At 73.8% G+C, this 6,408-nt stretch carries 7 protein-coding genes and 1 pseudogene; 5 read left to right on the plus strand and 3 right to left on the minus strand.

The genetic code is table 11. The annotated features are described in order from the left end of the window. Positions 1–754, plus strand: a 754-nt coding sequence (locus N869_RS17845; RefSeq protein WP_035062025.1) for a hypothetical protein, incomplete at its 5' end; no start/stop codon positions are given. On the opposite strand, the gene N869_RS17415 is transcribed toward N869_RS17845, so the two are convergent. Continuing rightward, positions 751–999, minus strand: coding sequence for a hypothetical protein (locus N869_RS17415; protein WP_156968518.1), 249 nt, complete (start codon positions 997–999; stop codon positions 751–753). The two genes, N869_RS17845 and N869_RS17415, sit on opposite strands and share 4 nt — an antisense overlap. A 261-nt stretch (positions 1,000–1,260) precedes the next feature. Between N869_RS17415 and N869_RS11935 the strand changes: the two genes are divergently transcribed. From N869_RS11935 to N869_RS11945, 3 genes are read left to right on the plus strand one after another with little or no spacing between them, the layout of a single operon-like run. Continuing rightward, positions 1,261–1,782 (plus strand): PadR family transcriptional regulator, encoded by a 522-nt coding sequence (locus tag N869_RS11935; RefSeq protein WP_035062026.1) that lies wholly within the window; start codon positions 1,261–1,263, stop codon positions 1,780–1,782. A gap of 23 nt (positions 1,783–1,805) precedes the next feature. Continuing rightward, positions 1,806–2,504: an ABC transporter ATP-binding protein gene (locus tag N869_RS11940; protein WP_035062027.1), complete on the plus strand. Its 699-nt coding sequence runs from the start codon at positions 1,806–1,808 to the stop codon at positions 2,502–2,504. Continuing rightward, complete coding sequence (locus N869_RS11945; RefSeq protein WP_035062028.1) at positions 2,501–4,816, plus strand: ABC transporter permease; 2,316 nt, start codon at positions 2,501–2,503, stop codon at positions 4,814–4,816. The genes N869_RS11940 and N869_RS11945 overlap by 4 nt, the downstream gene beginning before the upstream one ends. On the opposite strand, the gene N869_RS16625 is transcribed toward N869_RS11945, so the two are convergent. Further along, positions 4,749–5,408, minus strand: a complete 660-nt coding sequence (locus tag N869_RS16625; RefSeq protein ID WP_052105492.1) for a TetR/AcrR family transcriptional regulator — start codon at positions 5,406–5,408, stop codon at positions 4,749–4,751. The genes N869_RS11945 and N869_RS16625 overlap by 68 nt on opposite strands. Before the next feature lie 142 nt (positions 5,409–5,550). Between N869_RS16625 and N869_RS11955 the strand changes: the two genes are divergently transcribed. Further along, positions 5,551–6,024 carry a hypothetical protein gene (locus N869_RS11955; RefSeq protein ID WP_035062030.1) on the plus strand — a complete coding sequence of 158 codons (474 nt, stop codon included), beginning with the start codon at positions 5,551–5,553 and terminating at the stop codon, positions 6,022–6,024. A 20-nt stretch (positions 6,025–6,044) separates the two neighbouring features. Here the strand turns inward: N869_RS11955 and N869_RS17850 are convergent. Continuing rightward, positions 6,045–6,408: pseudogene (locus N869_RS17850) on the minus strand (class I SAM-dependent methyltransferase); the annotation flags it as partial.

The raw sequence follows: 6,408 nt of genomic DNA on the forward strand, positions 1-6,408 counted from the left end.
GCTCTTCGGCCGGACGGTGCTGCTCGCGGCGCGGCCGCGCGGCACCCCGCTGGCGCGGCCCGGGCCGGAGCTCGACGAGGCCTTGAGCACGGCCCGGTTGATCAACATCTTCGTCACCTGCTTCGACGGGGTGTGCGATGAGGCGCCTGAGCTCCTGCCCGCCACGCTGCCGTACCTGGACGACCTCTTCGCGCGCTTCCCCGAGCCGCCGCCCGACCCCCCGCGGACGGGTCACCCCGTCGTCACCCTCGTGCACGGCAGCGCTGCGGCAACCGCACGGCTGCTCGGTGCTCACGTGCCCGAGGACCTCCGTGGCCTTGCCGCCGACGTGGTGCGGGGCGCCTACCGTCGCCAGGTCGAGTCCTTGCGGGTGGGCGTGGCGCCGACGGTCGACGCCCGCGAGGGGCTGTCCGTGGCGACGTTCGCGGTGACGCTGCTGGTCGCGGCCGTGTGGGCGCGGCTGGATCCGCCCCGCGCCCGTGCGCTCCTCGGTGCTGCCCGGCCGGTGGGTGCGCTCTTCGGGTGGGTCGACGACCTCGTCGACCTGCCGGTGGACGCGTCCCGGGGGCGGCCCAACATGGTGGCCGCGGACCCGGGTGGGATCGTGGCGGGCACGGCGGTCAGGTGGGACGCCGTGCGCGTCGTGCCGGGACGTCTGCGCGCCGACGGCGTGGTGACCGTCGAGGACCTCGACGCCGTGCTGCTGGGTGCGGTGTGGGCGTGGCTCGGGTTCCCCGACGGTCCGCAGCCCTAGAAGAGGTACGCCAGGAGGGCGACCAGCATGCCTGCGGTGACCAGGCCACCGATCACGGCGCCCGCGATCGCCAGTGCCCGGCCGTCGCGCTCCCCGTCCCTGGTCTGGGCGACGCCGATGATCGAGAACCCCAGGCCGAGTGGGGCGAGCGGCCCCATGAGCGCGAACACGAACCCGGCGACTGCGGACGCGGAGGTACGTCGACGCCGGCGGTCAGCTGGAGGTGCGAGGGGCAGATCGTGCACCCCTCCACCCTAAGCCGCCGTCCAGCGGTGCGGCGCGCCCTCCCTGCCCCGAGTGGGACCGATCAGTTGCGCTTTCCGTAACGAATCGGTCCCACTCGTCGCAGGGGCGCAGGGGCGCAGGGGCGCAGGGGCGCAGGGGCGCAGGGGCGCAGGGGCGCAGGGTTGCGGCGCTGTGCAGGGGGCCCTGGGGTCGACGGGGCGGGGTTTCCCATTCCCACCTGCGTATACAGCGGGTGTATATCTGGTGTGTATAGTCGGGGCATGACAGTTGCTCCGACGCTCCTCGGCCTGCTGCGCACCGGTCCCCGCCACGGGTACGACCTCAAGCGTGCCTACGACGAGCGGTTCGGTCGTGACCGCCCGCTGCACTACGGGCAGGTCTACTCGACGCTGGCCCGGCTGCTGAAGAACGGGTTGGTGGAGGTCGAGCACGAGCCCGGCGACGGCCCGGACCGCAAGCGGTACGCGATCACCGACGCCGGGGTCAGCGACGTGGAGCAGTGGCTGGCCAGCGCCGAGAAGCCTGAGCCGTACCTGCAGAGCACCCTGTACACGAAGGTGGTCCTCGCGCTCCTGACGGGGCACGACCCGTCCGACGTCCTGGACACCCAGCGCAGCGAGCACCTGCGCCTGATGCGTGACCTGACCCGCCGCAAGTCCGACGGGGACCTCGCCGACCAGCTGGTCTGCGACCACGCCCTGTTCCACCTCGAGGCCGACCTGCGGTGGCTGGAGCTCACCGCCGCACGCCTCGACCAGCTCGCAGCCACGGTCCAGGCCTAGACCGAACCCCTCAGGAGACCGCCATGACCACCACCCAGACGTCCCGCGACGCACCTCTGCTCGTCGCCGACGGCCTGCACCTGACCTACGGGCCCACCACCGCCCTGGACTCCGCGTCGCTGCACGTGCGCGCCGGGGAGTCGATCGCGCTCATGGGCCCCTCCGGCTCGGGCAAGTCGACGTTGCTGCACTGCCTCGCAGGCATCCTCAAGCCCGAGGCCGGACGCGTCCTGTACGGGGGCAGGGACCTGACGGCCATGCCCGACGCCGAACGCAGCACCCTGCGTCGCACCGAGTTCGGGTTCGTGTTCCAGTTCGGTCAGCTCGTCCCGGAGCTCACGTGCGAGGAGAATGTCGCGCTCCCGCTGCGCCTGGCGGGGGTGGGGCGGGTCGAGGCGCGCGATGCGGCGCGCGAGTGGCTCACCCGCCTGGAGGTCCCGGACGTCGCGGGCAAGCGCCCCGGCCAGGCGTCCGGCGGTCAGGGGCAGCGTGTGGCGGTGGCCCGTGCCCTGGTGACGCGCCCGCGTGTGGTGTTCGCCGACGAGCCGACCGGCGCCCTGGACTCCCTCAACGGGGAACGTGTCATGCAGCTGCTCACCGCTGCGGCCCGGGACACGGGCGCCGCGGTCGTCCTGGTCACCCACGAGGCCCGGGTGGCCGCCTACGCGGACCGCGAGGCCGTCGTCCGTGACGGGCGCGTCCGGGAGCAGGTGCCGGCATGACCGGCGCAGCCGGCCGTCCGCCGCGCAGCAGGTGGACGACGGACCTGGCGATCGGCATGCGCATGGCCGTCGGTGGGGCGTCGGCCGGTTGGGTGCGCCTGCTGCTCATCGCCACCGGTGTGGGGCTGGGGGTGATGATGCTGCTGCTGGTGGCGAGCATCCCCACCGCCACCGGTGAACGGCAGGCCCGCGCGGACGCCCGTTCGGTGACCGCGACCGTCGAGGAGCCCGGCCAGGGGGCCGTCCTGACGGAGGTGATCCGGTCCGGGTTCCGTGACCAGGGCATCGAGGGGCGCCTGCTGCAGCCCGAGGGCCCGGTCGCACCGTTGCCGCCGGGGGTCGACCGGTCCCTCGCGCCGGGCGAGATCGTGGTCTCACCGGCCCTGCGTGACCTCATGTCCTCCGTCGACGGCCAGGCGCTGCGGGGCCGGTGGGGTGACCGCGTCGTCGGGACGATCGGTCCCGAGGGCCTGACCGGACCCCGTGAGCTCACGTTCTACCTGGGCACCGACCAGCTCGACGCCACGACCGCCACCCGTGTCGAGGCGTTCGGCGGACCTGGACAGGACTCCCCCGGTGGGGACCCGACCATGGTCCTGCTCGGGCTGGTGGGGCTCGCCGTGTTCCTGGTGCCGGTCATGAGCTTCATCGCCACGGCGGTGCGCTTCGGCGGTGAGGCCCGCGACCGACGGTTGGCGGCTGTCCGCCTCGCGGGGGCCGACCCGGCGACGGCACGCCGCATGGCCGCGGGGGAGACGCTCGTCAGTGCGCTCGCGGGACTGGTCGTGGGTGGGGTGCTGTTCCTGGTGGCGCGGCCGATCGCGGCGGCGCTGATGCCGCCTGTGCTCGGGTTCTACCCCCAGGACCTGCGCCCGGCGCCGGTCCTCGTCCTGATGGTGGGTGTGCTGATCCCGGTGGCGTCGGTGCTGGTCACGATGTCGGCGCTGAGGAGGGTCGTCGTCGAGCCGCTGGGTGTGGTGCGCAGGGCGACGGTCACCCGACGGCGGTTGTGGTGGCGGCTGCTGCTCCCGGTCGTGGGTCTGGGGCTGCTGCACCCGGTGGTCGGTGGGGTGCACGACTCCCCGGAGGAGCAGGCCATGGTGGTGCTCGGGGTGGTCGCGCTGCTGGTGGGGGTGCCGTTGATGCTCCCGTGGGTGGTCGAGGCCGTGGTGCACCGGCTGGGTGGCGGTGGGGTCGCGTGGGAGCTCGCGGTGCGACGCCTGCAGCTGGAGAGCGGCGCGGCGGTGCGTGCGGTGTCGGCGATCGTGGTGTCGGTCGCGGGCCTGGTGGCGGTGCAGGGGGTGGTGTCCGGTGTCGTGGCCGACGCCGAGCAGATGCAGGGGGAACGGTCCGCGTCGTTCCAGGCCCAGGTGCTCGGTGGCGGCGCCGGTGGGGCGGACGCGGTGTGGTTGCAGGGCCTGACGGCGGTGCCGGGTGTCAGGGACGTGGCCACGTCCACGAGCACCGTCGCCCACGAGCCGGCGACGGGGCAGACGGTGGGGGTGTGGTCGGGCACGTGCGCGGTGCTCGAGGACGTCCTCGGGCCCACCGGCTGTGCCGACGGTGACGTCGTCGTGGTCGCACCTGAGGGCGTCGCGGGGCCCGAGGCGGGCACGGAGCTCGTCCTGGGCGAACCCGGTTCGGGTGCCTCGACGTGGGCCGTGCCCTCGCAGGTGCGGACAGCCCTGCCGCCCGACGACCCGTACGGCATGGCGCCGGCTGACGAGCCCGCTGATGCGTGGTTGTTCCTCACCCCCGCTGCGCTGGCGGACGGGGTGGAGCTCCGCGGGTACACGTCGGTGCTCGTGGCGCTGGACCGCGGGGTCCCGGACGCCGTGGACCACCTGCGCACCGCTGTCGCGCAGACCTACCCGCGGGCGTACGTGTCCGACCGCGCCCAGGAGAGCCTGATGGGCGGGTTGGGTGTGATCCAGCAGGTGCTGCGCGTCGGGACAGCCGTGCTCCTGACGATGGTGGGGGCGAGCCTGCTGGTCAACGTGGTCGAGCAGCTGCGTGAGCGCCGACGGCTGCTGGCGGTGCTGGCCGCGTTCGGGGTGCGGCGACGCACCCTGGGGCTGTCGGTCCTGTGGCAGGTCGCGCTGCCCGTGGTGCTGGGTCTGACGATCGCCGTCGGGGTGGGTGTGGGCCTGGGCGCGGCGTTGCAGGCGGCGACGCGCACCCCGCTGGTCGTGGACTGGGGTGGGACCGCGGTCACCGCCGGGGCGGCGGCCGCGGTGGTGCTCCTCACGACGGCGGCGAGCCTGCCCCTGCTGTACCGCCTGAGCCGTGCGGAGGGTCTGCGGGCGGAGTGAGGCTCCCACCCGCCGCGGGGCGGGTGACGTCCTCGACGACGTCGCGCAGGACGGCGTGCGCCTCGGCGACCGTGAGCGGTGTGCCCGGCACGACGAGGTCCAGGGCGAGCCCGTCGACCACGGCCATCACGGTGGAGGTGACCCGGTCGGCGTCGCGCGCCAGGGCGCCTTCGGCCTCGAGCGTCGCGCACCAGGCGGAGACCCGGGCGCGGCCGTGCTTGCTCAGGGTCTCCAGGACCAGGACCCCTGCGTCGTTGCGCCCGGTGCCGATGGCCTGGGCGTGCATGGCGAACCAGACCTCCAGGGTGGGCCGCTCGGACTCGCCGCCGGGCAGGAACTGGGCCAGGCACTCGGTGAGGCGGTCCGCCGCGGCGACGGTGGTGTCGGTGAGCCGCTTGTCGTCCAGGTGGGTGTCGAACGTGCGGCCGAGGGCGGCGTCGTAGAGCTCGCGCTGGGTGGGGAAGTAGTGGCGCAGGGTGCTGGCGCCGATGCCGGCGCGGGCGGCGACGTTGCGGACGCTGAGCCCGGCCAGGCCCTGGGTGGCGACGATCTCGCCGGCTGCGGCGATGATCTGCTCGCGTCGTTGGCTCACGGCACCTCCTCGACCTCGCACCAGCCTACTGGCACGCTGTGCTAGCGCAACGAGCACCGCTGTGGCACGCTGTACTAGCACGGCGTGCTAGCGTCGTGATGGGCACCGCGGTCACCGGCCGCGACGACGGGAGGTGGGCATCGTGATCGAGAACCTGCAGGACTTCACCGCTGGGCTGCCGGCGCTGGTGCAGTGGCTGGGCATCGTCCTGGCCGGGGCGATCCCGTTCGTCGAGTCCTACCTCGGCTCGGTGATCGGCATCGCGGCCGGGCTGCCGTTCGTCGTCGCGGTCGCCGCCGCCGTCATGGGCAACGTCCTCACCATGGTCCTGTTCGTCTCGCTCACCCACCGGGTGCGCAGTCGGGTGGTCGGTGAACCCAAGGAGATGTCGCCGCGTCGCCGCCGGCTGCGTGCCGCGTTCGACAAGTACGGCGTGGCAGGGGTGAGCCTCCTGGGTCAGACGATCCTGCCGAGCCAGATCACCTCGGCCGCGCTCGTGTCGTTCGGCGCACCGAAGGCCGCGGTGATCCGGTGGCAGGTCGTCTCGATCATCCTGTGGGGGCTGCTCTTCGGGGGCCTGACCCTCTGGGGCATCGACCTGCTGGCCGACGGCTGACCCCCCCCCGACGCGCCAGGTCACCGGCGTCGGAGCAGCACCACCGCGTCCAGCAGCGTCGCGGCCTGCCCGTCGGGGTCGGTGACCTGCCGCTCGCGGGTCTCGGCCACGGCGACCGTCCAGGCCCCGGGGTCCAGGTCGAGCCGGTCGACCTCCTCCTGCGGGGTGAGGAACTCGTGGTGGTGCATGGGCTCGCGGGCCCAGGGCGGCGGTGCGGCGTGGGTGAGCAGCAGCAGGTGGCCGCCCTGCGCGACCCGTCCGGCGGCGGCGCGCAGCACCTGGGCGCGGGGCAGCTCGACGGGGGACTGCAAGAAGCTCGCGGTGACCAGGTCGTACTCCTCGTGGGCGTCCCACGACGCGAGGTCGGCGGCCGCGAACCGCACG

This window comes from Cellulomonas bogoriensis 69B4 = DSM 16987 (assembly GCF_000767165.1).
Taxonomy (GTDB): Bacteria; Actinomycetota; Actinomycetes; order Actinomycetales; family Cellulomonadaceae; genus Actinotalea; species Actinotalea bogoriensis.

Excerpts from the sequence above, each read along its gene's own strand:
- N869_RS11935 (WP_035062026.1), top strand. The coding sequence starts at position 1,261 with ATGACAGTTGCTCCGACGCTCCTCGGCCTGCTGCGCACCGGTCCCCGC.
- N869_RS11940 (WP_035062027.1), top strand. The coding sequence starts at position 1,806 with ATGACCACCACCCAGACGTCCCGCGACGCACCTCTGCTCGTCGCCGAC.
- N869_RS11945 (WP_035062028.1), top strand. The coding sequence starts at position 2,501 with ATGACCGGCGCAGCCGGCCGTCCGCCGCGCAGCAGGTGGACGACGGAC.